This is a genomic window from Flavobacterium sp. (assembly GCF_965657075.1).
In the GTDB taxonomy this organism is placed as follows: Bacteria; Bacteroidota; Bacteroidia; order Flavobacteriales; family Flavobacteriaceae; genus Flavobacterium.
The window spans coordinates 271985-296512 of the sequence record NZ_CBFHMV010000001.1; the positions used below are offsets into that span (position 1 = coordinate 271985).

The 24528-nt window shown below is 30.9% G+C and carries 26 protein-coding genes; 16 read left to right on the plus strand and 10 right to left on the minus strand.

Annotation, left to right across the window (positions count from 1 at the left end):
* Window positions 1–21 precede the first annotated feature (21 nt).
* A complete protein-coding gene (locus ACTF56_RS01300; RefSeq protein ID WP_438965096.1) occupies window positions 22–1254 on the plus strand; it encodes a DUF4297 family anti-phage-associated protein in 1233 nt (410 codons plus the stop codon).
* Between the two features lie 4 nt (window positions 1255–1258).
* Window positions 1259–3028, plus strand: a complete 1770-nt coding sequence (locus ACTF56_RS01305; protein ID WP_438965097.1) for an ATP-binding protein — start codon at window positions 1259–1261, stop codon at window positions 3026–3028.
* A gap of 33 nt (window positions 3029–3061) precedes the next feature.
* Here ACTF56_RS01305 and ACTF56_RS01310 read toward each other — a convergent pair whose 3' ends face one another.
* The 9 genes from ACTF56_RS01310 to ACTF56_RS01350 are packed head-to-tail and all read right to left on the minus strand — an operon-like array spanning window position 3062 to window position 7850.
* Window positions 3062–3265, minus strand: a complete 204-nt coding sequence (locus ACTF56_RS01310; protein WP_438965098.1) for a hypothetical protein — start codon at window positions 3263–3265, stop codon at window positions 3062–3064.
* A complete protein-coding gene (locus ACTF56_RS01315) occupies window positions 3243–3695 on the minus strand; it encodes a hypothetical protein (protein WP_438965099.1) in 453 nt (150 codons plus the stop codon). The genes ACTF56_RS01310 and ACTF56_RS01315 overlap by 23 nt, the downstream gene beginning before the upstream one ends.
* Entirely contained in the window at window positions 3682–4209 is a 528-nt protein-coding gene (locus ACTF56_RS01320) for a hypothetical protein (protein ID WP_438965100.1), read from the minus strand. Before ACTF56_RS01320 ends, ACTF56_RS01315 begins: the two co-directional genes overlap by 14 nt.
* Before the next feature lie 26 nt (window positions 4210–4235).
* The gene (locus ACTF56_RS01325; RefSeq protein ID WP_438965101.1) at window positions 4236–4844 is read right to left on the minus strand and encodes a hypothetical protein; all 609 of its coding nucleotides are present in this window, start codon (window positions 4842–4844) and stop codon (window positions 4236–4238) included.
* Complete coding sequence (locus ACTF56_RS01330) at window positions 4834–5070, minus strand: hypothetical protein (protein WP_438965102.1); 237 nt, start codon at window positions 5068–5070, stop codon at window positions 4834–4836. The genes ACTF56_RS01325 and ACTF56_RS01330 overlap by 11 nt, the downstream gene beginning before the upstream one ends.
* A 31-nt stretch (window positions 5071–5101) precedes the next feature.
* Complete coding sequence (locus tag ACTF56_RS01335; RefSeq protein WP_438965103.1) at window positions 5102–5305, minus strand: hypothetical protein; 204 nt, start codon at window positions 5303–5305, stop codon at window positions 5102–5104.
* Between the two features lie 31 nt (window positions 5306–5336).
* A complete protein-coding gene (locus ACTF56_RS01340; RefSeq protein ID WP_438965104.1) occupies window positions 5337–6128 on the minus strand; it encodes a DNA adenine methylase in 792 nt (263 codons plus the stop codon).
* Window positions 6129–6169: 41 nt separating this feature from the next.
* Complete coding sequence (locus ACTF56_RS01345; RefSeq protein WP_438965105.1) at window positions 6170–6640, minus strand: JAB domain-containing protein; 471 nt, start codon at window positions 6638–6640, stop codon at window positions 6170–6172.
* A 31-nt stretch (window positions 6641–6671) separates the two neighbouring features.
* The gene (locus ACTF56_RS01350; RefSeq protein ID WP_438965106.1) at window positions 6672–7850 is read right to left on the minus strand and encodes a type IV secretory system conjugative DNA transfer family protein; all 1179 of its coding nucleotides are present in this window, start codon (window positions 7848–7850) and stop codon (window positions 6672–6674) included.
* A gap of 411 nt (window positions 7851–8261) precedes the next feature.
* Between ACTF56_RS01350 and ACTF56_RS01355 the strand changes: the two genes are divergently transcribed.
* From ACTF56_RS01355 to ACTF56_RS01370, 4 genes are all read left to right on the plus strand, one after another.
* A complete protein-coding gene (locus ACTF56_RS01355; RefSeq protein WP_438965107.1) occupies window positions 8262–9167 on the plus strand; it encodes a tyrosine-type recombinase/integrase in 906 nt (301 codons plus the stop codon).
* A 305-nt stretch (window positions 9168–9472) separates the two neighbouring features.
* The gene (locus tag ACTF56_RS01360) at window positions 9473–9685 is read left to right on the plus strand and encodes a hypothetical protein (protein ID WP_438965108.1); all 213 of its coding nucleotides are present in this window, start codon (window positions 9473–9475) and stop codon (window positions 9683–9685) included.
* Window positions 9675–10232 (plus strand): hypothetical protein, encoded by a 558-nt coding sequence (locus ACTF56_RS01365; protein ID WP_438965109.1) that lies wholly within the window; start codon window positions 9675–9677, stop codon window positions 10230–10232. Before ACTF56_RS01360 ends, ACTF56_RS01365 begins: the two co-directional genes overlap by 11 nt.
* 125 nt (window positions 10233–10357) lie before the next feature.
* Window positions 10358–10825, plus strand: a complete 468-nt coding sequence (locus ACTF56_RS01370) for a hypothetical protein (RefSeq protein ID WP_438965110.1) — start codon at window positions 10358–10360, stop codon at window positions 10823–10825.
* 58 nt (window positions 10826–10883) lie between these two features.
* Here the strand turns inward: ACTF56_RS01370 and ACTF56_RS01375 are convergent, their stop codons facing one another.
* The gene (locus tag ACTF56_RS01375; RefSeq protein ID WP_438965111.1) at window positions 10884–14282 is read right to left on the minus strand and encodes an NACHT domain-containing protein; all 3399 of its coding nucleotides are present in this window, start codon (window positions 14280–14282) and stop codon (window positions 10884–10886) included.
* A 516-nt stretch (window positions 14283–14798) separates the two neighbouring features.
* Between ACTF56_RS01375 and ACTF56_RS01380 the strand changes: the two genes are divergently transcribed.
* The 10 genes from ACTF56_RS01380 to ACTF56_RS01425 all read left to right on the plus strand — a co-directional run bounded on the left by ACTF56_RS01380 (window position 14799) and on the right by ACTF56_RS01425 (window position 24527).
* Window positions 14799–15929: a hypothetical protein gene (locus tag ACTF56_RS01380; RefSeq protein WP_438965112.1), complete on the plus strand. Its 1131-nt coding sequence runs from the start codon at window positions 14799–14801 to the stop codon at window positions 15927–15929.
* Window positions 15926–16621 (plus strand): hypothetical protein, encoded by a 696-nt coding sequence (locus ACTF56_RS01385; RefSeq protein WP_438965113.1) that lies wholly within the window; start codon window positions 15926–15928, stop codon window positions 16619–16621. The genes ACTF56_RS01380 and ACTF56_RS01385 overlap by 4 nt, the downstream gene beginning before the upstream one ends.
* A 177-nt stretch (window positions 16622–16798) precedes the next feature.
* Window positions 16799–18238: a type IV secretory system conjugative DNA transfer family protein gene (locus ACTF56_RS01390; protein ID WP_438965114.1), complete on the plus strand. Its 1440-nt coding sequence runs from the start codon at window positions 16799–16801 to the stop codon at window positions 18236–18238.
* Window positions 18239–18244: 6 nt separating this feature from the next.
* Window positions 18245–18604, plus strand: coding sequence for a DUF2958 domain-containing protein (locus tag ACTF56_RS01395; protein WP_438965115.1), 360 nt, complete (start codon window positions 18245–18247; stop codon window positions 18602–18604).
* A gap of 3 nt (window positions 18605–18607) precedes the next feature.
* A complete protein-coding gene (locus ACTF56_RS01400; RefSeq protein ID WP_438965116.1) occupies window positions 18608–19057 on the plus strand; it encodes a hypothetical protein in 450 nt (149 codons plus the stop codon).
* Window positions 19054–19656, plus strand: coding sequence for a relaxase/mobilization nuclease domain-containing protein (locus ACTF56_RS01405; RefSeq protein WP_438965117.1), 603 nt, complete (start codon window positions 19054–19056; stop codon window positions 19654–19656). The genes ACTF56_RS01400 and ACTF56_RS01405 overlap by 4 nt, the downstream gene beginning before the upstream one ends.
* Before the next feature lie 32 nt (window positions 19657–19688).
* Window positions 19689–19949 carry a hypothetical protein gene (locus ACTF56_RS01410; RefSeq protein WP_438965118.1) on the plus strand — a complete coding sequence of 87 codons (261 nt, stop codon included), beginning with the start codon at window positions 19689–19691 and terminating at the stop codon, window positions 19947–19949.
* Window positions 19950–19951: 2 nt separating this feature from the next.
* The gene (locus ACTF56_RS01415; protein WP_438965119.1) at window positions 19952–20401 is read left to right on the plus strand and encodes a hypothetical protein; all 450 of its coding nucleotides are present in this window, start codon (window positions 19952–19954) and stop codon (window positions 20399–20401) included.
* A gap of 36 nt (window positions 20402–20437) precedes the next feature.
* Window positions 20438–20950 carry a DUF4240 domain-containing protein gene (locus tag ACTF56_RS01420; RefSeq protein ID WP_438965120.1) on the plus strand — a complete coding sequence of 171 codons (513 nt, stop codon included), beginning with the start codon at window positions 20438–20440 and terminating at the stop codon, window positions 20948–20950.
* 370 nt (window positions 20951–21320) lie between these two features.
* Window positions 21321–24527, plus strand: a complete 3207-nt coding sequence (locus ACTF56_RS01425) for a CHAT domain-containing protein (RefSeq protein ID WP_438965121.1) — start codon at window positions 21321–21323, stop codon at window positions 24525–24527.
* The last annotated feature ends 1 nt before the right edge of the window (window position 24528 follow it).

Sequence of the window (24528 nt, forward strand, 5' to 3'; positions counted from 1 at the left end):
ACATAAATAAAAACTAATAAAATGACATCAAGATCAGCAGATGCAACAATAAAAGGTTATTACTATCAATTTGATACTTCGATTCTGAGGCTACTGGATCTTCCATCTAACACAGATACTGTAACAATTGAAGGAATTGAAGATATTGATATAAACATAGCAACAGAAACAACAGCAATTCAGTGCAAGTATTTATCAAAACCTAGATTCATAAATTCAGCTGTAAGAGAACCTATTACTTTAATGCTTGAACATTTTGTTAATCCTGCAACTTCAAATAATTACAATTACGTTTTATACGCTCATTTTGAAAATGAAACTTCAGGTAACGAACCAACAATTGACCTTAATAAACTTAAAGAGATTTTAACCTATACCGAAAAAAAAGTTACTAAGCATTACCATATTGACAATGGAATAACCGATGCAAAACTAATTGATTTTATTAGACAGTTTAAATTTGTTTTTGGTAAAGAGTTTAATGTACAGCAACAAGAAGTCATTCAAAAACTAAAAGCTAAATTTAGTTGTTCTGAATTTGAAGCCGATACTTTATATTACAACAATGCTTTGAGAATTGTAATTGATAAAGCAATAAAGAAAAATGTCAATCAAAGAATCTTATGTAAAGCCGATTTTATAAATGAAATAGATTGTAGCAAAAAATTATTCAACGAGTGGTTTATTAAACTTCGTTCAAAGAAAGAATACCTCAAATTAGCTGCACAAAATCTAAAATCAACAAAAGCACTTGATCCGATACGATCAAAAATGATTGTTATTGGTAAAGAAGTTCTTTCAGCCGACAATACAGAGTTGCCTATAGAAGCATTTATTGAGAATTTAGTTACCAAATTCTACAAACTAAATTCGGCTTTGCGAGACGCTAAGCCGTTGACAATAATCTTAGATTGCGATCCGTCAACTGTAAATATTATTAAAAAATCTTTGATTGAAAACGAAATTACTTTTAATGATGGATATGAATCAATCTGTTTTTCTAATCACTACTTCAATAATGAGCCAATAATAAATAGAACAGTGAATGGACAAAAAATATTAAAATCATCATATTTAGTCAAAATCATCTCTTGGAATTCCTTGGTTGCTAACATTTCAACAATCAAACCACCAAAGGTTTTACTTAATTTTTCTAGAGACGATTTACAAGACTCTTTCAAAACAGATGTACAGTACTTTGATTTTAAATACTGTGAGAATTTAAAAGATATTTATAAACTAATAGCACCATAATTTTATGTCAACAAGCACTTCGGATATTTTTAGAATTCTTACGGTAGCACCAAATCTTATTCAGATTGAAGTTCTAAATGCAGACCAATTTAAACAAGATGTGAACGATTTTACAATTGGAAGTTATCTGAAAATTTCAGATGATTCAAATACTTCAATCATAGCATTGGTACAAAGTTTTAAAATTAAGGAAGCTTCAGCAACAGGGACTACTGAAACCACTCAACCATCTTTTATTTTAGATGCACAACCAATTGGATTTTTGGATGATGTAGGCAAGTTCAAAAGAGGTGGACAACAAATTGCAATTCCCCCAAGTAATGTTTCAATAGCAGACGATCAAATTCTTAAAGGGATTTATGAATCTATTGAAGAAGATAAAAAATTTTGTTTTTCAACATTAGCTCAGAAGCCTAACATACAAATAGATGTTGATGGAGATAAGTTCTTTAGCAAACACATTGCCGTAGTTGGTTCAACAGGGTCAGGCAAATCAGGAACGGTTGCAAGAATTTTGCAAGAAGGAATTTTATCAACTTCTGAGCAAAACCAGAAAGGTGTTTTAAATAACACACACATTTTATTATTTGACCTGCATGGTGAGTACAAAACAGCATTTCCAAAATCAAAGAAACTTGATGTAATCAATTTGGTTTTACCATATTGGCTTATGAATTCCGAAGAATTAGAGGAAATGTTTATTGAAAGTAATGAAAATAATTCTCACAATCAGATTTCTCAGTTCCGCTATGCAGTTATTCAAAACAAAAAGAGACATAATCCATCAGTTGAGAATCCGACATATGACTCTCCTTTGTATTTCAGTTTAAAAGAAGTTCATAACTTTATTACTAACTTGAATAATGAAGTTATTGGTAAAACTGATGCAGATAATTCCAAACCAAAACTTTCAGATGGAACCTTAGTTGATGATAGATGTGATTTCTATTTTGACCAGATAAGAACTTTTGTTGTTTCTTCACAAGCAGTTGCAACTAAAGCATCAAACGGACCATTTAATGGAGAATTTGATAGGTTTGTTATGCGACTTGAGTCAAAAATAAACGATGATAGATTAGGGTTTCTTCTTAAGCCTAAAAAAACACCCACAACTGAGTACGAAACTGATGACTTTCCAACAATTCTAAAACAGTTTATTGGTTATAGTGATGATGCAAAAGACAATATTACAATAATTGATTTAAGTGGAATTCCGTTTGAGGTTTTAAGTATTGTTGTATCATTAATTAGTAGATTAGTTTTTGATTTCTGTTTTTATTATAAAGCAATAAAAGCAGGAACAGATGAAGTGCCATTTCTTTTGGTGTTAGAAGAAGCTCACAATTATATTCCTCAAAGCGAAGGTGCAAAATATCGCTCTGTAAAAAAATCTATTGAAAGAATTGCAAAGGAAGGACGAAAATATGGACTATCTTTGATGATTGTAAGTCAACGACCATCTGAGATTTCAGAGACAATATTTTCTCAATGCAATAACTTTGTTGCTATGCGATTAACTAACCCAACTGACCAACAATATGTAAAACGACTAATGCCCGATAGTGTGAGTTCAATTACTGACACTTTACCTGTTTTAGAAAGACAAGAAGCATTAATAATTGGAGATAGTATACCAATTCCAACTATCGTGCGAATTAAAGATTTAATTGATAAACCTGATTCAAAAGATATTTTATTTAGAACTGAGTGGAAAAAAGATTGGGTGCAAATAACTTTTGATGATTTAATAAAAAAATTAAAAAAGGAAGTATAAAAAACACTCAAATCAATGAGTGTTTGTTAAAAGTTATTTAATTTTCATTGTGTAGACAATTACAACTGTTTTCTTCTTGATAAATTCAATTGAAAGAATGGTGTGTTGCATGTCAAATAGTTGACCTAATTCAAAGTTTACATAATCTTGAAAACTCATAGGTTCATCATTAAAATCTTCTTGATAGAATTGATGGTCTTTTTTTGTAATAATCCTAATCTGCCTTAAAGTTCTCATTGAGCCAAATTTCTCTTGCCTTATCAAACCCGCACCAGCGATGGTTTTTATCATATCCACGAAGAGCAAGTTCATGACGAATGATTTTATCTAATGGAATTTTATTTTCCAAAATAAATCGCAGAATTTCGCCATTGGTGGTAGAAACCATACCGATGATGTCACTCCAAAAGGGAAGCGGTTCTTTGTCTTGTCGGACAAAGTCAAGGTGCTTGTAAGTAAGCTCAGTTAAATCCTTTGGAAGAATATCCAAAAAAGACATCTCCATTTCATCGGCCGTAGCTTGTTCACAAACTGCCCAATTATCATCAGGTCCTTGCAACACCCCAAAGCGAATACCTGCTATTCGGTACTTAAAGTTAAGCCAAATAGCGTGGTCAATCGCTTTTTGCTCGGAGTCGAAAAGGTCTAAATAGTTATCCTTTTGCATTCTCTTTCGATTTTTCTTGAGGTTCGATTTCCTTATCTAATACTCTTCCGTTTAAAGAAACTATATCCTCACGAGAGTTAGCAGCATCCTTTCCCTTAGAGCGAAGCAATCGCTGTGTATTGAAAAGGGAACGACACTTAATATTAAACTCGGTGTAGTTAACAGCTTCCTCTGCGTTTTTCAGCGTTTTTACATAAGCATCATACAAAGCACCATTGGTCATGGAATTATCTTTTGTTTTCATGATGATTTCTAAAACAACTGTAGCTACAGGATTCATCGATGAGGATGAGGAGTCAGCAAGGTCTAATCCTAAAGACTCGATTTGCTCTTTATGCTTCGGATCGGCATACTTCAAGAGAACCGAAATATCACCACGGTAGCCCTTTAATCGGTTAGCAATTTCTCTTTTCTCTTCTTTAAGCGTTTCGATTTGCTTATCAGTTGAGATTAAAAGTTCTTGGTCGGCTTTGATGTTTTGAATTAAAACATCGATAACATTTTCATTTTTCATACGTATTAAATTTAAAAGGTTACGGTTTAATTTTTTGTAACTCTCCAAAGGGGATGAATCACAAATTCAGTTTTAGGAATATTTCGCTTTTGAGCTATCCGATCTAGTTCAGCCTGTGCCTCTTCTTTGGTATCAAAAAAGCAAGTAGGTGGTGTGGTTACTAAATACTTTTGCTCATCAGTTACATCAGATGTGAAGATGGCAAACACGCAGGTAGATTTTCCATGTCTAGCAAGTAGGGAATGATAATTAGCTACATCGTATTTGTCCCATTGTAAAACAGGTTTAGAAAACAAATAATGAAGTTCCAAGGATTTTTCTCTAAAGAATTCTGTCACTTCTTTTTCTTTTAATTCAGGTGAGGCAGTAATTTCTGATTCCAACTTTTGAATTAAAAACATCACAATGAATACATCATCTCCAATGAGTTCTAAAAGTTGTTCTTCACTTAAGGTTTCTACCTCATGTTCTATTAGGTCTTGGTCAAAAAAGCTACACTCTAGAATTTCAATTAACTCTTCTTTTGTGAAAAAACCAGTAAAGAAAGAATGTAATTCCTGTTTGTTTTGATGCTTTATTTCATTTTCCAATTGCTTTAGAAAATGAACAATAAGTTTAAGTTGCTTAATCCTCATAATCTTCATCAATAAAAGGTTCATCTTCTACTTCGCAATGATTTAAGATGGCGGCTAGTAGATGATCATAATTAGAACTTTTCGCTTCATTGAGCACTTGTTCTACTTCATCCATAGTCCAACCCTCTCTTAAGGCTTGTCTTCGAAAAACACCCAATATAGCATGAGCATTTCCGTCAATTCCGATTAAGTCTAATTTTACGGTTTTGTTAATAATTTTCTTCATTTTTAAAAAGATTAAAAGGTTTTTACTGGTTTTAATATTTACAATATTCTCTTATGGTTTCCATAAGATGAGTGTAATCATTGTGTTTGGTAGCTTCCACTACTACAGATTGAATTTCTTTGGAACTCCAACCCTCTTGTTTTGCCTTTTGTGAAAAGACATCAATAAGCTCATCCCATGAGCCTTGGTAGTCCTCTAAATTGAGGTCTACCATCTTGTTTTGCGGTGTTTTCATTTTAAATAACTTTTTAAAGTTTAATACGGATTTAAATGGGGTAGTTCGCTGTGAGTACTTCGGTTTTATAGCTTTCTCTTTTTTTGCCAAGAACTCCTTTTTTAGCACTGAGTGGCTTTTTGAATTCCTTGGTGTACCATCCAAACTCTTTTGTATATAAATTCAAAAGGTCAGAAGGATAAGAACTTAAAAGAAACTTTCCTTTGATTTGAGATAAGTTTTGCAAGAGTTTAATAAAGTCTTCACGGGTGTATCCATCATAATGCCCTTGATTACTGTCAATATAAGGCGGGTCAACATAGTGAAAAGCATCAGAGGTATTGTAGAGTTCAATGACCTTACAAGCATCGTAGTTTTCAATTTGAGCGTGTTCCAATCGTTTGAAAATTTCAGCATCGAATTGCATTTTCTTGTTCTGAAAAGCTTTTACCCGTTTGCCATATTTATCAAACCCCCAAGAACCAATCCGACATCCAAACCCCATATTTGTGGAGACATAAAATGCCCAAGCTTGTTGTAATGAATTAAACAAGTGTGGCATCTGATAAATGGTCAGTGCCACACTATAAGTTGCTCTTGAGAAAAGCGTGGCTTCCACTTTTTGCTTTAAGGCATCAAAGTCAGTCTTGCAAACTTTGTAGAAATTAATTACTTGGGTATTCGTATCGTTTATGATTTCGGATTCGGATGGTGCTTTGGCAAAAAAGACAGCACCGCCACCAAAGAAGGTTTCGGTATAAATTTTATGATCTGGGATTAAGGGTAAAATATGTTGTAACATATTTTGTTTGCCACCATAATAAGAGATGGGTGTTTTGGGCATAAAAGGGAAATAATAAGAATAAACCGAATAAAGAGAAAGTACTATAACAAACCTTCTTTAGCAAAGGACATAAACCCTTCGGAGGTAATAATGATGTGGTCAATTAATACCATATCTAAAAATTTTGCCGCTTGCGAGATTTTCTTTGTGATAGAAATATCAGCATCTGAGGCTTGTAGATTTCCTGAGGGGTGATTGTGAGCCACAATAATTCCGATGGCATTAACTAGTAATGCTTTTTGAAAAATGGTTTTTACTGAAACTCCCACTTGAGTGGAACTTCCTACTCCTATCTCTGCCATAGCAATTAATCTATTGGAATTGGTTAGGTATAAAACCCAAAAGAATTCCACTAAATCAATTCGCTTTAAATCAATCATGTCTCGAAGGTATTTTTCAACCTCTTTTACATCATTCAAATGGGGCATGGTTTCAAATAGTTGTCTTTTGTAATGGAGTTGAATTTCATTGCAACTCAGTAGCTCCCCTTGAGGTAGAATTGTTTGATTCATAATATAAAAATTAAATTAATTTGTTAGACACTTAGAGTATGGTATCTGCACTAAAGGGGACTGATGGTTTTCCATCAATCATTAATCGCAGGTATATGGAATGGTTGGCAAGGGAAGTAAAATCCTCTGCACTAAAAACGGGATAGAATTCTTTTGCCATTAATCGGGCATCGGTAATTCCTAAACGGAAACTAACAATTGTTCCAACGTTTCCTATCACACTAGCTCTGACCTCTGGGTCTAGCTGATGCAAGAACTGATTGGCTAAGATGAGCCCTACTTTAAATTTCCGAACCTGAGCCAGTAGCTCTGCGATAAGTTCCGTACCAGATATAGTTTGAAACTCATCAATGTAGAGATAAAAGGGAACTCGGTCTTTTTCTAAAATATCAATTCTTGAAAACGATGCCGAGGCAAGGGACGTAAGAAGTAGTCCTCCAAGAACATTGGAAACATCAGATCCAACTTGACCTCGAGAAAGGTTGATAATCAATATCTTACGGTTGTCGATAATCTCGCGAAGTGATAATTGCTTTTTGTTTTCAATTAGAATTTTGCGAATAATATTGTGGCTCAAAAAACCACCTAGTTTATTCATTATTGGTAACAAATCATTTGGTTTATAGTTTGGAAATTCTTTTATCCAAAAGGTTCGGATATCTTGGTTTTGTATGTAAGGTAAGCATTGCTCTCGATAGGATTTCTCATGTAAAAGTTTTAGGACGTCCGCAAGCTGGGCTTTTGGCTGATCCAATAAAGTAAGGAGAATCATACGAAGTATATGTTCCATTTTCATACCCCAAGCCGATTTCCATTGCCTTTGAAAAATTTCTAAAATGTTTGAAGCCACTAGTGAGCGTTTAGAAGGGGATACATACCGAAGGGGATTGTATCCAATATCAAGCTCTGGATTGGTAACATCAAGGTACACTAATTTATGGTCAAGGTGTTTTTGCTTTAATTTTTGGACTACCTCTCTTGAAGCGTCACCATGCACATCCACGAAAGCAAATCCTCGATTTGCGTTTTCTTCTGCATCTTGGAGCATTAGCGTTTTTAGTAAAGATGTCTTGCCGACACCGCTCTTACCCACACAGTAGAAATGATACATTCTGTCTTTTTGTTTGATGCCAAAAAGTTTTCTTTGATCTCTGAAATTGGTACGAGCAAAATAACTGACGTCATTAAGCTCTGAATGATGCCAATTCATATAGTAAAAAGAAGATAAAAAGGCCGATAAAGGGATATTGAATTATCTAGTCTAAAAGACTGTGGAAAGAACACTTGCTTTATTTAAAATCTGTGGTACTGTTTAAAACTTCTTGATGGTAACTATTTTGCGTTCTATTTGTATCAATTATACCATAGTTGCGAAATAGTGCACATAAGAATTTTTTAGTAAGAGAAACTCTTGCAAAAATTTATTTATGAAATATACTATTATCAGTAACTTAAATACCAAGAAACACCGTTGAGCGAAAGCATCATTTTTTTTACTTATTAAATTAATTGGTAAAAAAGATTAAAGGAAACGACGCGCGTTTTTATTTACCTCTAACTTTTTAATGTTGGGGTATATAAAAGACCCGCTCAGATTTCCTTTTGGCGGGTCTTTTATGATATGACTATTACAGATTCAATACGGACTTACTTAAATTGGAAGGAAACCCATACTAATGCAGCTTTTATAAACTATAAAATACGATTGGAGCAGTTTGCAGCCTTTGTTGCTCCAAAGGAAAAATTAACGGATATAAACGGTGATGATATCGTGGCTTTTCATCGAAGTTTAGAAGACAAATACAGCCTAAATACGATTTCTTATTCAGCAAGAATACTCAAGAATTTCTTTTGGTTCTGGCACGGAAGAGGCATGACACACTTCAATCCAAAGGAGATTATTCCAATTCGCTATGTGAGCGCCGACAAAGAAATCGTAACCAAAGAAGACTTGGAGGATATGAGCGATTTGTTACAAGTAGACAATTTGCAAGATTTACAAAAGAAGTTAATTATCCATTTGCTATGGGATACAGGAATGCGCATCAGTGAACTACTAGATATTAAAATTTCAGATATTAATGACCAAGGGAAGGACGGACTTCGAACAGCTAAGGTTCGAACCCGAAAGAGTATGCGTTACAACCTCGTGATTTGGGGAAGTGACACAAATGATTTGCTGAATCGCTATTTAGGAATGCGATTGTGTATGGATGATGACAATTCCAACCAACTATTTTTAAATCCAAAAACAGGGAAGGTATTCACCCCAAGAAGCATCCAACGATGGATTGTAGAATTAGCCGATATGGCAACGCTTGATAAGAAGATAACACCGCATAGTTTTAGACACGGAAAAGCCAACTACATACTCGATCAAGGAGGAAGTGTTCGAGATGTATCGGCACTACTTCGACACGTGAAGCCAGAGTCAAGTTTTCAATATATGCAACTCTCTCAAAAGCGGTATGAAGATGTGGCACGAAAATATTTAACAACATTCTCCAATTTTCAATTAGCATCATAAAACAACTTGAAAAGGGTTGTTTTTTTATTTAGGTTAGTATATAATCCTGTCAGTGCTTTCAGCTATGAATATTTCCTTACGGCTTGTAATGTTTTTATAAAGTTCATACTTTGTATTTAAGTTACTATTAAGTCTAGTAAAGAGAAGAGGATACTCTACTACCTACACCCTAAAGGACAAAAGTCCTTTATAATTTAGGAAGGTAATGTCGCACAATTCCCTTTATACGACATCCATTTCAAGCCTGTAGGGAGGTATTGGGCTACAACCCTAAGGCTGTTGCACGTAATTTACAAATTTTTAGCATGACTAAATTTTACAATGTTGTTACTCGCAAAACTATTAACCAAGCAGCTGCCCATGAAAAACATATTTACCACAAAGTAGGGGTTATTAAAATAACCGATAACGGAGGATGGTTTTTACAGCTCTACCAACAACCCGAAACTGACTTTATGATTTTTCCCAATCACAAAGAAGAACTCCCAGTAATTGATTTTGGTGAGCATGAGGCTTAATAACACGACTCCTGTTCCCAATGCTTTTTTTGACGCACATCTTGAAGGCTTAAGTGGTTCAGCGGTAAGGGTGTATTTAAAAATTGTGAGAAACCTGCTTGGATGGAGAGATGAGAACGGGAACGTAAAAAAGCGGGATTGGATTGCTCACTCGCAGTTTGAGAAAACGGGACTCTCAAATAGAAGTGTCACCAGTGGTGTCCAGGAACTACTTGATCACGGACTCATTGGGGTAAGCGATGATTACTTAAATAATTTAAACGACCCATTCAAACGTAAAAAAGCCAAACGAGTCTACTATTCACTTGTGTTAGAAAATACTCCAACCACAGAAAATAGTACATTCTACAGCGAAAAAAATACACTCTACAACGCAAAAACAGATGAAAAACCCACGCAAGATTTGCGTATAACAAAAGACATTTCTTTACAAAAGTACAACGTAAATGAAAGAGTTCCGGACTATATACGGATTGAACAAATTAGGCGAGAGAAACTCAAAAAACAAGAAATGGATAAGCAAAAGGAAAGAGATAGCTGGCTATAGTTGGCTGTCTTTTTTTTGTTTTTAAAAGCTAAAGCTTTCAATATAACGTGTTGATAAACAGACACTTGAATTTGACTTAAATATTAAGCATGTCATGATAATAAAGAACTATAAAATTTAATAGCATGGCAAAAAATAGCATTCATTTTAATGAATTTAACTTAGAAATTATCAACGGAGTATATCAATTAAAATGTGTAGAACCTTTTAAAAAAAGACTACCTGTATATGATGAAGAATCAGTTTGGAAGTTTATAACTAAAAGGGATTTAGAAAGTAAATCAATAATGAAGTTTGTTAGGATATTTTTTATATCTGATAATAATAAGGTCAAAGGTTTTTACGAAACAGAATTAATTACATTTCATGGTAGCGGAGACATTTTAATTCCAAAAATTGTTTTAATGGCAAATGTTCAAAAAATAGTTTTTGTTATGAAACGGAGTAATTCAGCAGAAGATATTATGAAATTTCCAAAAACTATGACTGATTATTATCAAAACAAGCTTAATATTTTCCAAATTGAAATTATAGATACTTTAGTTATTTCTAATGAAAAATGCTTTTCATTAAAAGAGAATTCATTAATTTAATAAACATCTCCCGATTTAATTATTGGGAGATTTTTATTATAGATGTTTTCTTTGTTGATTAATCTTCAATCTTTAAATCTTTTTTTAAGTCATCAATATCTGAATCACTTATTGGAAGTAAATTGATTTCATTTTTTGTGTTTCTAAGATAAGAATTAATATTTTTTCTTCTATACTCTAAAAAAGTTATAATGTGTTTAAAATGATTTTCATTGTTTATCTTAAGTAATGATTCATAGGCATCTTCAAAAAACAATTCTTTTCTATTTAAAATATTAATTAAATAAGGGATTGCTTCCTTAATGCCAAAGCTTCCAAAAAATTTAATAAAGGTATACTCACTTTCTTTTTCTTGATGTGCAAATTTTACAATATCACTTTCAAAATCCTTGGAAAGACGTATTGGGAAGTTTTCAAAAATTTGAATCATTTGAAGTTTAAAATTAATATTGGATTCATTAAAAAAGTCATGTAGCTTTTCATTGAAAAGCCTGATTGACTCATCATTTTTAGATCTACTGTAAAGATACTTTGTTAATCCCCAAATTGCATTAAGTTTAAACTCCTCATTTTTACTTTCTAAGAATGAACTGAAAAGAGGTATGTCATACTCAAATGGATGTTCAGCATAAATGTAGAATAATCTTTGCTTGGTTTTTAAGTCTGTTTCTGAACTTATGATATCTATTCTCCACGAAGCTAGTAGTTCATTTTTTATATCTGAATCTAAAATGTAAAGTATTGCGTCATTAACTAATTGCACAAATTTATTTGTATTTTTGTTTTGGTTGTGACGAGCTAATAGATTAAAATGATTAATTATTATTTCTTTAGTTTTTGGAAGGTTTTTTTTTGAATCAATTCTGATGTGATTTTTTTTGTAATAAACATATAGTGTTTTTATATTTAAAGGTGTTGGATTATGTGATGTTAAGTAATAGTCTAGATAAGAATGGGCATTCAATCTAAAAAAGTGCTTCAAAAAGTTCTCTAAATTTTTTAAATCATTTGTATCAACTTTAGAGTCCTTTTTAATCCTGAAATTAGGGTCAAATATTAAGCAATCTACAAAAGAAAAAATTAAATTTGGTGAGTTTTCTATTTTAGTAAAAGTTATAGCTGGACTATTTAATGAGTAATTTAATATTTTGAAATTACTCGTATTAACTTTAATTTCTTTAAATACAATTTTACTTTGTGGTAATTCTAAAATTTCTTTCAAATTGTGAAGATAATGGAAAATAGTCACATTTTTGCTAGGATAGTAACAATGATAATAGTAGTTAGATCTTGGAATTAAAAAATGAAAATATCTGCTATAAGGTATCTTTAACCTTCTAAACAAAAAATAGGGCTCATATTTACTCCTTGAAAATCCTTCAGTATAATTCATTCCATATTTTAAATGATTAAAAAGAATCATCACAATGATGTTTAAAAAGTAAAATTTATTTAATAAATCAAAATTCTGAACAAAGTTCCCATTATAGATAAATTGTAATGCATATTCTAATTGTTGAATAAATGAATTGCTATAAATAATTTGATCTTTGACAACAAATGTTTTCAAATCTACCATAAATTTATTAGGTTTGATTAGTCCAAAAACGTATTTCTCAATAGAATTCCAGCTATCATTATCGCCTTTGAATTTCGCCTTAAATTTCAGATAATCGTCTATATTATTTATTTGAGTGATTAAATGGTTTGCAGCAAAAAATAAGCGAATTTCTTTTTTATCAAAACCAACATAATCTCTTTTTAAAGTTAAAATGGAATGTTTTTTAAAATCATTAAACAATCTTATGTAATCAAAAAGAGAAGATTTGTTATGTGTATCCAAATACTCAATAACTTTGTCATCTTTAAAATGTGCACTCTCCGTATTATCTAATTCAAAAGTCAAATAATATGCAAAAAGTGAAATTATTTGCACTTGAAGATGTTTGGTGCTTTCCCATTGATGTTCATGATTGTTAGCCTGCCTTTCTATTTCATACTTATAAATAAAATCACTTATCAATACTGTTTCAAGAAGTTTTGCTCTATTTTCTAACAATTCTCTGATATAGTTTAGGTCAATTTCGTCATCATCATAATTTTTAAGATTAATAATTAAAAGAAATAAAAACAAAGGGGTTTCTATAAATCGTAATAGATCTTCTTTTTTTAAATCATCAAAATACTTCTGTCCTTTGTTTGGGAAAACAAGTTTAAACATACGATTAATATCTTTATGACTGAATTCGGACAATTTAAAGGTGTTGAAATCTTTTTCATTAATTTTTTTTGGTTTGAAACGACCAGCAAAAATTATTTGACAATTTGTTTTTCTTTTGAAATTTTTAATCTCCTTTAATAGTGTTGATTCATCGCCTCTTGAATATTCATCGAATCCATCTATAAGTAAAACTAAACTATAGTCTTTTAATGAAATAAGATCTAATCCATAAGGTTCTAATTCTTCACTTATTAGATTCTTTAAGTCTGATTTATAAGATTGAAGCTCTATGAAAATAGGAAGCTTATTTTGCTCTGAAGCTAAAGAGTATGCAAAGCTTTTAAGAGTAGTTGTTTTACCAGATCCTGCGGGTGATAAAATAAAGATATCCGCCTCGCTCCTGAGAACTTCACTTGGGTTGTTTGGTTCATTTAGGAATTCTTTTAATTTTTCAATCTTTTCTCTTAATCTTTTTACTTTTTCTAAATCATTATTTCCTTCAGATAATTTAAGCTCTCTCTCAAATAATACTATTTTATTCTTTTTTTCGTCATCAATGCTATAAAAGGGTAGTTCTATTACTTGTTCAATTGAGATTGAAAAACTTGTAAAACCTACACGAATTTCTTTGAACTCCTCTCTTAATTCATTTCTATAATTATCTAATTTACTGAATGTTTTACTACTTCTATTATCTAATCCAATAATTCCTTCAGTATATTCATCTATCTTATTTTCAATATCAGTATTAATAAATGACAAATTAAAACTAGAATCTAACTTACAATGGATATAGTCTAAATCTATTGTTTCTAATAAATGATTTATAAGTTTTTCCGTATATACAAAATATTTTTCTATTAATTGACTAGCATCTAAAATGTAGAAAAATTGCTCTAATTTAATAAGTAAATCTATTTTTTCCTGTTTATTTTTTATCCTTGAAAGATTTAAAAAAAAATATGCAATAAACGAGTTTAATGTCCTTATTGTTGGTTGACCACTTTTTATATGCTCTGAAATTGTCCCTTCATATTTATTTAGTTTGATGAAATTTTCTGTAAAAGGTTCTTTAATTTTCAATTCTTCTAATTTCCATTCTTTATCTATGAACAAAAAAATACCTTCTATTCTTCCAGCAATAGTATGATGAGCCCCATTTTCATCAGGTATATCAAGTCCTTCAATTCCATAAAGGAACTCCCAAAACTTATTTTTATCTCTTATTGTTATCATTTCGCAGACTTAAAACCATAAAAATACAAATTTTTGAAAATCGGATTGAAAATCGGACGAATTTTTAAAAATCGGACAAATCTTCGGACGCATTTTAGGATTATGATGGTTAGTTATTTAACCAATTTTGACTAATGAAATTCAAACAATAAATCTTCATGATTTAATTAAAGAATTCATCAAAACTAGTAATAATAAATTAATCTTTTTATCATGAAAACAAAAAAACAACACAAAATCAAAACTGCATTCCATAAAAATTTGGAAAGAATTACAATGGAAAAAATTAACCAAATGGTCGTAATTGACTCGGAGGATCAAATAAGATTTCTTAAAGACCCTAAAACTGGATTCTATGTAGTATTTAATCCTTTGGTTAATCAAATTCATTATTCATCGACATTCAAAGACGCCCAACAATTCTTTAACCGATTAATTAATTCAACCAAATAAACCTTTAACAAAGCACTTCGAGTTTTCCCGAGGTGCTAATTTATTAACTTAATACAAATTAATATGAAAAACTTATTTAAAAAAAATACAGAGCCCAAACACTACCGATTAATTAATAGCGAATTAATCAACTATATTGAAACTCAAGATGCTGTTATGGTAAACAAACACCAAAAGACAGCTCAGCGTATTGCTTCAATGGACTTTAAAAATTTTTCCAAGGAAGCAAAAATTAAAGATTTTCTTGGGTTAATGAAATCTGATTACCAAAGATTTATCGCAAGAATTGATCAAACTCTTGCAGGAGCATTAAGTGAGTTTCAATCCTCACAAGATATTCAAAATGCAAAAGAGGTAATTGCTGACTTGAACAGAAAAATAAAAGAAGTAGAAAACATTCTTGTTGTTTTAAAAGCAAAGGTAGATGAATCATCAGAAAGACTCAGGTCAAAAGTGGAGGGATGGCTTTACCAAAAAGTTTTGGTTTTATATTTTCTAGCTGGGTTTGAATTAATTGCAAATTACAGTGTGTATCAATTATTAGGAGGTGGAGTTATAGCAGCGGTTTCAATCTCTTTGATTTCTGCAATTGCCATTTTCTGGTGGGGACATCTTACACCAAAATATGTAGTGAAATATGGAGGCGAGAATCCAAAGAAAAAGGTACTTCTTTTTATTTTATTTGCTACACCTGTAGTTGTTTTATTTTATCTATTCTCACAAATGAGGATTTCTTCTCTAATAATCAGCAATCCTGAAATGGCTAAGGTTTTTGTCTCAAATCCTTTAACACCAACGCTGATTAATTTCTTTGGTTACTTAATTGCCTGTTACTTGGTACATAACTACAGACCAAGCAAAGAAGAAATTAATGCCTATAAAAAGAATAAAAGAGATTTAAACGAAATAGCAAAATTCAATAAAGAGAGGGAATTGCTCATTGGGCAGAAAAACAGCCAAATACCAGAACTTCAAAAGAAATTAACTGAGCATTATAATTTTTTACTTCTAGCCCAACAATTAGAGATCGATGTAAAAAATAGATATGAAGGGTGTTTTGAAGAGTTTAAAGGTGAACTGTATTTACGCACCAACTCAAAATGTGCGGTCTTGTTTTCGGGAAATCAACAACATGATTTACTTCCATTAGAATTGAACTACCAAACTATCGATAAAACCCAATTTGAATTATGAGAAAAATAATCACTATCACCTTGTTTCTGCTGTTAGGCTCTTGTAAAGATGCCCAAACAAGCACCACCTCTATAACTATTTTAGCTGACCGTACCGACGTGGATATTCCGAAACCAAATTATAAGGTAATTCAAACTTTGTTTGATTTGGAAGATAAGCCAAATAATGGAGTTGTATTGAAGTTTCAAAATATAGGCAATACTGATTTTAATCCAGTTCAAAGTATTGAAATTAAAGAAGGATCATTACTAGATAATAGTTTCCAAAGAAAATCGGATGTTACTGAATTTTATAAAGCCATAGCAGGTTTAATTGAAAAAGAAAATAGCAAAAATTATTCATTTCAAAAGTCCAGTATTCTGTTTCCACTTATTGAGAATTTAAAAGCTCTTCAAGAGCATAAGGGAAGCAGAGTTTTGGTACTATATTCCGATTTAGCTGAATTTTCACAGGTTTATAATTCATATGAAATAAGCAATCTAAAAAATGCCAATCCCCAGAAAATGGCAGTTGAGATTAATACAAAAATTGAAATTCCAAGGCTACAGGATACTAAGCTTTATATCATCTACTATCCAAAAACGCAGGAGCAGAATAACGACTTCAAGTTCAATCTTGAGCTGTATAGAGAATTATTCAAAGCATCAGGATTAATAATCAAAGTAGGAATTGATAATCAAATAAAATATTAACTATGAGTAATACTAAAGGGAAAATATTCATTTCAGCAATCGGAAGTCTTCTAAAAGGGCTTTGGAAAATTACACTATTAGCACTCTATTTCACATGCAGACTTATAGAAATAGTGAGCGGATTTACTCGAAAACTACTCGAAAAAATATTGTAAAACTTAATAACGACTTATAAATATGAAAGAAATAATTGATTTTTTTAGTGATGTATTATCTTCCTTTTTTGATTTTTTGATTGAAGGGATTGATAGTTTTTCAAAGAAAGACCACACAGCCAATGCAAGTTTTGGTGATTCTTCCAAATTGATCTCTACAAGCAATAAAGGTTGGTGTGTGGATGGTAAGCGGTTCTTGGATATGTCAACAAGTAGAAGAAATATACTAGTTGTAGCTGGCTCTGGAAGAGGGAAGTCACAAGTTCAGATATTCCCAACCATTCTAAACGCTACTTCTTCATTGGTTATTAATGATAATAGTGGAGAGCTATCCAATTGCATTCCCTATCTTAATTCAAAGGGAGTTAGTACGATGGTATTGAATTTATCAAATAAAACAGGGGTTTACCTTAATCCACTAGATGGTTGCAAGGGTGATGTTTCTAAAATTCGTAAAATATCTAAAACTTTGATGTCAAACAGTAGTAAAGAAAATGATTTCTTTTCTCTTTCTGCTGAGGATTGCTTGAGTTTATTTATCGAGTTTGTTTTAGATTTAGAATCGCAACAAACTGCTAACCTTTCTAATGTCTACAAACTGATATTAGATTATCAAGGGAATCCAGAAGTAGTTGAAAAACTTTTTGCGGACAAAGCATCGGAAGCCGTTTGGACAAAGTTCAAGGCACTAGCAGGGAATTCAGAGAAGACACTCAAATCCATAACAGCAACGGCACTCTCAGCTTTGTCTTGGCTGGGAGATAATCCTACACTTTCAGAGATTACATCTCAAACAAGCTTTTCATTTGATGAGTTTAGAAAAAAACAAACCGTTTTATTTATTCAATATCCTGTGAGTGATGCTAATTTCTATGCTCCAATGGTCTCTTTAGTGTTTCAGAGTTTCTACCGTTTTGCTTTTGCAAGTTTACCAAAAGAAGATGACTTGGATATAATGATGGTACTTGATGAATTCTCTACCCTTATAGCGGGTTTACCTGATTATAGTAACATCATAAGTAATAGTAGAAAATTCAAAATTCCACAGTGTATCGTTCTGCAAGATGAATCTTTGTTGTCTCCATACAAAGAGCTAAAGGATAATATTTTAGGAAATTGTTTTGTGAAAATTTATTACGGAGGTCAAGATAAGAAAGCTTTTGAGTTAGAAAAGCTATTAGGGAATTACACCTATACCGATAAAGAAACCAATCAACAAAAGCAGCGGCCACTTCTGTATGCAAATCAAATACGTGAAATGGATAATGAGATACTCGTTTTTCCAAGTGGTCAAAAGCCATTAATGGTAAGAGTAACTCCTGCCTATAAGCAGAGAAGTTTACGAAAGAAACTTGAAATGAAACTTGAGCAGGAGGAATTACTTCAAGAGCAAAATGATTACTCTATTTCCTATATAGATTTAGAACCTTACCAACAAAAAATTCAACAACTTAACGACTAACTTACAATGAAATTAATTACTAAAGAACTAGAAAAAAGATTTGAAAAAGTGGGGGATCAATCAGAGATTGAAAATCCGATATTTATAGCCAAGTTTTTTAACCCCGCAGGTTCTCAAACTTGGTATGCTTCGGAGTATGAGCCTGAAACAAAAATAGCTTTTGGCTACGTTACTGGAATGTTTGTGGATGAATGGGGTTCTTTCTCCATAGCTGAGTTAGAATCCATTAATCTGCCCTTTGGTTTAAAAATAGAAAGAGACATTAATTTTAGTGAGATTACTTTCAATGATTTAATGCAAAAAAATCAGCGATTATCCGAGTTATATAAATCCAAAACTGATGAACAATCTTTAGAACGGGAATAGCCAATGGGAAAAAGAAAATATAATTCACTTTATGAGTTTTTAGATGATAATTTAAAGGGAATAAACAACCCAAGTAATGAACAGGTTATTGAATTAAAAAAGCAGTATTGGAAAGAGTATTTTTATCACTATCGAAAAAACTATCGACAGAAATTTAAGGAGGTAACGCTTCGATTTGATAAAAAGAGTATTGAAAAAATCAATGCAAAAAAGGGAAATCAAGCACTTGCACAATTTCTTTACGATTGTATTGAAATGGCATTAGAATCTAATCAAAATGGCATAATGGACAAAGAAACTCTCGGACTAATAAACCTTAACTTAATGAATGTTATTCATCTTTTGGAAGAACTGATTGATACGAACAATGCTACGCTTACTGAAGAAGTTTTAGAACGGATTGAAGAACTAGAAAAACAATTCACGCAAACTTTTAACAACATAACGCAATGATAATAAAGGAAAAATCAATCAAGTCATACATAGTATTAGAGAAGACACTTCGTTATATTTTATCTAAAAATGCAGACAATGAAAATTTCGTTTTCAAAAAGTTTGTTCAGGGTGATAGAGCCTTTGAAAAGCAATTGGTACTTGTTAAGAATGATACTGAAGTTTATTCATTAGTAATGGAAAATCGCTTACAAGAGATGCGAAAACAATTCATCATTAACGACAAACAGCGTTTGCATAAACGAATTAGCGAAACAAAGTTCTATCACTCCATTATTAGTTTTTCTAAATTAGATAGACTCACAAACGAGCAACTTTTGTCTGTAGTGAAACAATTCACTAAGCTTCGCTTTCCAAATAGTATTGTTGTGGCTACTAATCATAGTGATAAAGAGCACCAGCACATACACCTTATTGGCTCAAACGTAGAATACGGTATTCACACCACAAACTATCTTACTAAAAAACAATTTAAAAATATTAAGTTAGCTATGGAGCAATGGCAAGACAGGGAATTGGGGTTGCAACACAGTCGAATTGATCACTCAAAAAAAAAGACCAATCACTTCATAAGGATGCCGAATTCCAACTCAATCTAAAAGGTAAATTATCTGAAAAACAAGAGTTAAAATTGATTTTAGATACCGCTTTTTCCAAAGCAAAATCTGAAATTGATTTTTATGACAAGTTAAAAGACTTTGGTTTGGAATTGTATTTTAGAAATAAGCAGCCTGGAATTATCGCAAAACGGAAATATAGATTAAAATCACTTGGTTTTTCATTGGAAAGAATACAAACTTTGAATTTGAGTAGAAACCTACGACAACAAGAATTAAACAAAATAATCGCTTCGCGCATGCAAAAAAATATTACTAACGAACGAGAATTATAATTATGAGAGCAAAAATAAAAACAACAAATTTATCGTATTTCTTACGACAAGAGTATGGATTTAGTTCCATCGAACAATACTTTGAACTTACCAAATTTGGTCATCCTTTGAGAAATAAAGCCATTCTATCGATGATTAATGAGTTTACAGGATATAAAATAGAAGGTGATAGCCTTGTGACCTACAATCCATATACCGATAAGAACGAGAGAATAAAACTAAATAACTTTGATCATATAAATTCTAAAGAAGAACTCCTTAAAGATTTATCTCTGCTTCACAAAACTCGGATGCAAATGCTAGAGCAAAGCAGAGATAGATTACTTGAGCTATCACAGGAGCAAATTCAAAAAAGGGATCAAGACTTAAAAATCACCCATGAAAAGAGAATAACAAGGCACAGAGAGTTACCGAAGAAAAAGTTGAATTTAGAGAATGAGTTGGAGCAATAGTATGGTATACTATAAACTAAACTAATACCGAATAATATGATCACAGAAAAACAATTTTGGAAATATATAGCCCAGAGTATAGAGCAAAAACCAAGCGAAGATAAGAACGAGCAGGGCGATTGCCTTATGGAAATCTTAACTGATTTACCTGTTGAACAAATTGCAGGATTTCACAATCGAATGCTTCATTTAAGGGAACAACTAGATTCTCATATGATGCGGGATGTAGCCTATATGATGAACTATGGTGATAACGAACATGCCTATGAGGGATTTAAAAATTGGGTTATTTCTTTAGGAGAAGAACATTATCTTAAAGCCAAAAGTTCTCCTGCATATCTGTTAACACTAAAAGACGAAAATCTATTTGTGGTTGCACGAGCCTATTTTCAAGATTTAAATTTTGTAGCTTCAGGAGCATTCTTTGAAAAAACAGATTTAGAGTTTGATGATTGGTATAAAGCCTTAAAAGATGATAAAGAAGCCTCTCAAGACAGAAAGCTTCCTAAAAAATCAGACAAATCCAAAGACCAAGATATAGAGCGATAACTCTAATTTAAAAACAATTACAAAAGAACAAGACAGAAGGAATTAGTTTTTCTTCTGTCTTCTTTTTTTGTCCAAAGGGTAAATGCAAATAGGGAATCCCTATTGCCAAGATGCATTTGGGAAGTTCATTAGAACTGAGCAAATGCAATCTTGCCTGACGATGTCTTAAAAGATTCTTCGACTTGAGACATCGGCAGCCAATTTCATTTGTACTAAAAGAAAAGCGACTTAGGACAAATGAAAAAAATGTCCTTTAGGCGAAAAATTATTTATTTTAATCTGATAAAAAGTAATTTTTATTATTTTTGGTAAGTAACATAGAATTTTAAATAGACTATTGTTATTTACATCTTTAATATAGAAATCACAGATGAATAGAAAAAAGCAAATAAATGAAATAAGTAATTTACTTTCTAATGGATTTAGTGTGATTTATAGATACATTAATAATTCATATGAGTTTCTTGAAGCTGAAAAGAATAATTCTGTGAACTATTTTTTTGATTCTCAAACATATTTAGATGATAATCTAAGACAAAAATTAAAACTTTTTTTCTTTATACAGAATGAGATTTCTGAAAAATATATTGAAAGACACAGGTTGGTTTTGTCTTCAGGTATTACTGATTTAGAAGATTATAGCTTTTATGTAAATAAAGGGATTGCATCTGTAAAAGAGTTTCTTGATACTAAACTAAAAGAAGATGAAATACCAAATAGATTTAAAATATTGTATTTAGTTGATAAGCATATTCAATTGATAGAAAATAATTTTGATGATTTAACCTTTTTTCTTGAAGAAGAATCTATAAGTAATGAAGACTTATTGGAAGCATATAATGATGGAAATAGTGTTGCTCTTTCTTATGAAATATTAAAAAGAATTAACCCTAGAGAGAAAACTTTTCTCGATATAGAACATGGGTTTAGTGAAGAGTTATTGAAATTCATGTCTAAAGAACTAGTTTTTGAATTGATAAATGAGTACGGGAAGGAAGAAGCTAAACGAATTTTTGGTAATTTGGAAGAAAGATTAGATTATTTAACTTCTGATAATAATGACAGAGAAAGTCTAGCGCACCTAGCACTAATGATAAATCAAATACTTCATTATTCTGATGAATATGAGATGGCATTTCCATTAATTTACAAACTAGCTTCACTGTATAAAGATAGTTATTTAATAGAAGGAGATATAGATGTTTTAATTAAGCTTTATGAATATATTGCTAATCAAGCAACTGATGTTAATTTAAGTTTAATAAACCCAAACACAAATAAAAATCACCTCAATCTACTTAATAGAGTAATTAGAAATAATCTAGGCGAATTATATATTAGCGCTTGGGAGAAAGATAAAGCTATTGAAATATATAAAGAATCCGCTAAATACTGGGATAATGAAGTAAAAAATATTGAGATTGTAATATCAAACATTGAAGATGTTTACAATAAGATAGGAAGCAAAATTGAGCTAATAGATTTTCAAATAAATATATTAAATAGTCCTTCTGCTTTTCTCCATATTAATGAAAATATTAGTTTATCGGAAGAATTAAAGTATTTACTATCATCTAATTTAAGTGTAGCGATTGGAGAATACGAATTTTCACCTAATGAGTATAATAAAATAATAGAAAAGCTAAAAAGAGTTCAAACACCAATATTAGATTTTTTTAATTCAATAATTGAAAATGATGTAATGAACTCTGATAATCTGGAAAATTTTTTAGAAATACACAGCAATAATTTAAAATTTTTTTCTGACAAATATGAATTGGATGATGATGTAAATTTGAATGTAGGGTTACAATTAAATGATTTACGAATAATTGATCCAGACATACATACTTTAGAACAAGTTTTGATAGGTATTGAAAAAAAATATGAAGAACTAAATGAAGAAAACATATATCTATTTAGGCTATTTCAAGCTAAGCTAAAATTTAGCTTAAATGATATTTCTTCTATAAAAGAATATTTTTCCCTTCTAGAGAATGAGTATTTCAATCAGAAAATAACTTCTGTTGAAGAGCAAAATTATTGGTATCGCGAGTATTTAAGAGCAATTAACTTAAATATTTATAATGATACTTCATTAAATCAAGAAATATTAAAGTATGTAAAAAAGAAATTAGATAACGCTGTAATTGAATATTATGAAAATAATGGCACGAAGAGTGCATTATTTTTTATTCAAGAACAGGTTGAAGAATGTGTAAGATGTGTATTGGAAAGTATTGATAAATCTTCTGATCCAGATTTTTTATATCATGTTCTGTATAGCATTCTGTATTTTAAAAATAATATTATTTTATGGAAATTTCAAAAGCAAAATATCATAAATAATAAACAATTCATTCAACTTAATAATGAATTGAGAACATATTTAGCTAATTTGTATTTCTTTAAAGACAACAATTCAAAACAAAAAATAGAAGATACAATTTTTGAAATTCGGAAATTATCAATCCCTGAATTGAGAGAGACTTCATCATTTAATTTAATTTCACTTCCTGTTTTTGACACTATTGCTTATCATATTTTCACTAAGAGAGATAACGAACATTTAATATTGAAACTAAACTACAATGTAAATAGCTCTCAAAAATTTAGTTGGGAAATTAAAGATTTTAAGGGGATTAGTGATGTATTAGAAGAAGCTAAAAATGAATTACGATGGGAATTTGATAATGTAACATTATTATCTTCAATAAAAGTTTATAATGAAAACTTATATAATTTACTTATTTCAGATGATGAAGTTTCTCAAAAAATTAATAACTTATTCTTTGGATTAGGAGCTATTAAAATTGAGCATCAGCAATTATTGTTGGATGGATCATTATACAATATCCCTTTTGAAATGTTACAAGTTGACGATTCAAAACCGTTAGGAGTAAGTAGTAAATTGACGATTATTCTAAATAAAGAAAGAGATGATATTTTTGTAGATAATAAAACCAAATTTTTAATACTTTCAGAGATTAACGAACTTCCTAATTTTTCAGGATTAGAAGAGACGATTCTTGAAAGACATACTATTGAAAAATTGTGTAAAGAAAGGGAACTTAATTTTACATCTCTTTTTGAACAAAATGCAACATTTGAAAACTTTAAAAAGTATTTGTCGTTAAATCAACCAAATATTATTCATATTTCGGTTCATGGTAAATTTATGGATGAATTGCCATATGAAACTACCTGTTTAATATTAGAGCCCTCCAATAATGACAAAACTACTTCTTTATTAACTTATAATGATATATTAAGTTTAGATTTATCTAATGTAGATTTAGTAGTTTTGTCGGGATGTAATACAGCTAGCGGGAATATTTTAAAAGGCACTCCTATGCTTGGTTTAGCATATGCCTTTTTGGCTGCTGGTTCAAGAGCAGTATTAGCTTCAAAATTAGAAGTTGATGTTAATAATACGGCAAATATTTTAAATATTTTTTATAAAAATTTATTATCAGATCAAAAAAGTGTACAAGAAGCTTTTCGCAGCACTTTAAATGATTTTCATAAAAATGAGAGTTTTAGAAGAGATATTTCAAGTTGGTCATTATATACATAAA

Coding starts and splice junctions, on each gene's coding strand:
- ACTF56_RS01310 (WP_438965098.1), bottom strand. CDS start 3,265: ATGAGAACTTTAAGGCAGATTAGGATTATTACAAAAAAAGACCATCAA.
- ACTF56_RS01415 (WP_438965119.1), top strand. CDS start 19,952: ATGAGAGCAAAAATAAAAACAACAAATTTATCGTATTTCTTACGACAA.
- ACTF56_RS01330 (WP_438965102.1), bottom strand. CDS start 5,070: ATGAAGAAAATTATTAACAAAACCGTAAAATTAGACTTAATCGGAATT.
- ACTF56_RS01395 (WP_438965115.1), top strand. CDS start 18,245: ATGAAATTAATTACTAAAGAACTAGAAAAAAGATTTGAAAAAGTGGGG.
- ACTF56_RS01305 (WP_438965097.1), top strand. CDS start 1,259: ATGTCAACAAGCACTTCGGATATTTTTAGAATTCTTACGGTAGCACCA.
- ACTF56_RS01360 (WP_438965108.1), top strand. CDS start 9,473: ATGACTAAATTTTACAATGTTGTTACTCGCAAAACTATTAACCAAGCA.
- ACTF56_RS01350 (WP_438965106.1), bottom strand. CDS start 7,850: ATGAATTGGCATCATTCAGAGCTTAATGACGTCAGTTATTTTGCTCGT.
- ACTF56_RS01400 (WP_438965116.1), top strand. CDS start 18,608: ATGGGAAAAAGAAAATATAATTCACTTTATGAGTTTTTAGATGATAAT.
- ACTF56_RS01300 (WP_438965096.1), top strand. CDS start 22: ATGACATCAAGATCAGCAGATGCAACAATAAAAGGTTATTACTATCAA.
- ACTF56_RS01420 (WP_438965120.1), top strand. CDS start 20,438: ATGATCACAGAAAAACAATTTTGGAAATATATAGCCCAGAGTATAGAG.
- ACTF56_RS01355 (WP_438965107.1), top strand. CDS start 8,262: ATGACTATTACAGATTCAATACGGACTTACTTAAATTGGAAGGAAACC.
- ACTF56_RS01340 (WP_438965104.1), bottom strand. CDS start 6,128: ATGCCCAAAACACCCATCTCTTATTATGGTGGCAAACAAAATATGTTA.
- ACTF56_RS01425 (WP_438965121.1), top strand. CDS start 21,321: ATGAATAGAAAAAAGCAAATAAATGAAATAAGTAATTTACTTTCTAAT.
- ACTF56_RS01370 (WP_438965110.1), top strand. CDS start 10,358: ATGGCAAAAAATAGCATTCATTTTAATGAATTTAACTTAGAAATTATC.
- ACTF56_RS01375 (WP_438965111.1), bottom strand. CDS start 14,282: ATGATAACAATAAGAGATAAAAATAAGTTTTGGGAGTTCCTTTATGGA.
- ACTF56_RS01325 (WP_438965101.1), bottom strand. CDS start 4,844: ATGAGGATTAAGCAACTTAAACTTATTGTTCATTTTCTAAAGCAATTG.
- ACTF56_RS01315 (WP_438965099.1), bottom strand. CDS start 3,695: ATGCAAAAGGATAACTATTTAGACCTTTTCGACTCCGAGCAAAAAGCG.
- ACTF56_RS01385 (WP_438965113.1), top strand. CDS start 15,926: ATGAGAAAAATAATCACTATCACCTTGTTTCTGCTGTTAGGCTCTTGT.
- ACTF56_RS01365 (WP_438965109.1), top strand. CDS start 9,675: ATGAGGCTTAATAACACGACTCCTGTTCCCAATGCTTTTTTTGACGCA.
- ACTF56_RS01345 (WP_438965105.1), bottom strand. CDS start 6,640: ATGAATCAAACAATTCTACCTCAAGGGGAGCTACTGAGTTGCAATGAA.
- ACTF56_RS01380 (WP_438965112.1), top strand. CDS start 14,799: ATGAAAAACTTATTTAAAAAAAATACAGAGCCCAAACACTACCGATTA.
- ACTF56_RS01335 (WP_438965103.1), bottom strand. CDS start 5,305: ATGAAAACACCGCAAAACAAGATGGTAGACCTCAATTTAGAGGACTAC.
- ACTF56_RS01405 (WP_438965117.1), top strand. CDS start 19,054: ATGATAATAAAGGAAAAATCAATCAAGTCATACATAGTATTAGAGAAG.
- ACTF56_RS01320 (WP_438965100.1), bottom strand. CDS start 4,209: ATGAAAAATGAAAATGTTATCGATGTTTTAATTCAAAACATCAAAGCC.
- ACTF56_RS01390 (WP_438965114.1), top strand. CDS start 16,799: ATGAAAGAAATAATTGATTTTTTTAGTGATGTATTATCTTCCTTTTTT.